General features: G+C 61.8%; 1 protein-coding gene and 1 pseudogene. Both read right to left on the bottom strand.

Annotated features, from left to right (window positions below):
* Window positions 1-841, bottom strand: an 841-nt coding sequence (locus tag AC5E6L_RS13410; RefSeq protein ID WP_491773931.1) for a cbb3-type cytochrome c oxidase subunit I, incomplete at its 3' end; no start/stop codon positions are given.
* A gap of 35 nt (window positions 842-876) precedes the next feature.
* Window positions 877-1,086 (bottom strand): annotated as a pseudogene (locus AC5E6L_RS13405) (cytochrome c oxidase subunit II); the annotation flags it as partial.

Below are 1,086 nucleotides of genomic sequence, written 5' to 3'. Positions count from 1 at the left end.
CCGGATGGCCGAAGAACCAGAACAGATGCTGGAACAGGATCGGGTCGCCGCCGCCGGCCGGGTCGAAGAAGGTGGTGCCGAAGTTGCGGTCGGTCAGCAGCATGGTGATGGCCCCGGCCAGCACCGGCAGCGCCAATAGCAGCAAAAAGCCCGTGACCAGCACCGACCAGGCGAACAGCGGCATCTTGTGCAGCGTCATGCCCGGCGCGCGCATGTTGAAGATGGTGGTGATGAAGTTGATCGCGCCCAGGATAGACGAAGCGCCGGCAATGTGCAGCGACAGGATGGCGAAGTCCATCGCCGGGCCAGGCTGGCCGGTGGTCGAATAGGGCGGATAGATCGTCCAGCCGCCGCCCACCCCATAGGCGCCGGGCGCCGACGGCATGAACATGGAGATGAACAAAAGGATCGCCGCCGGCGGCAGGAGCCAGAACGAGATGTTGTTCATGCGCGGGAACGCCATGTCCGGCGCGCCGATCATGATCGGCACCATCCAGTTGGCAAAGCCTCCGATCAGCGCCGGCATGACCATGAAGAAGATCATGATCAGACCGTGACCGGTGGTGAACACATTGTACATCTGCTTGCCGGCGTCGATCGCCGCATCGCCCTCGACGCCGTAGACCATCGCGGCCAGACCGTGGAAGATCTGGATGCCCGGCTCGGCGAGCTCCCACCGCATCATCACCGACAAAAAGCCCCCGACGATGCCCATGATGATCGCGAAGATCAGGTAGAGCGTGCCGATATCCTTGTGGTTGGTGGAAAAGAGCCAGCGTTTGACGAAGCTCTTGGGCGCTCCGTGATCGTCATGGGCCTGATGTGCAGCGGCGTACGACATGAAAGGGCTCCTGGAAAATGACTTGGCTTGGAAGCTTATTGTTCGAGGTTCGCCAGCGCCCGGCGAGACTGGAGCGTGGCCATAAGCGTTCGATTGGCCTGCGTTACATCCTCGCGCGCGGCGGTCAGCCACGCATCATAGTCTTCCTGGCTCACGACGCGCACCGCGATGGGCATGAAGGCGTGATCCTTGCCGCACAGTTCCGAACATTGGCCGTAATAGAGCCCTTCGCGATCGACATGGAA

The sequence above is a fragment of the Roseitalea sp. genome, from assembly GCF_984466335.1.
Note: the sequence above shows the minus strand (reverse complement) of the source record. Positions and strands in the feature narration are given on the sequence as shown.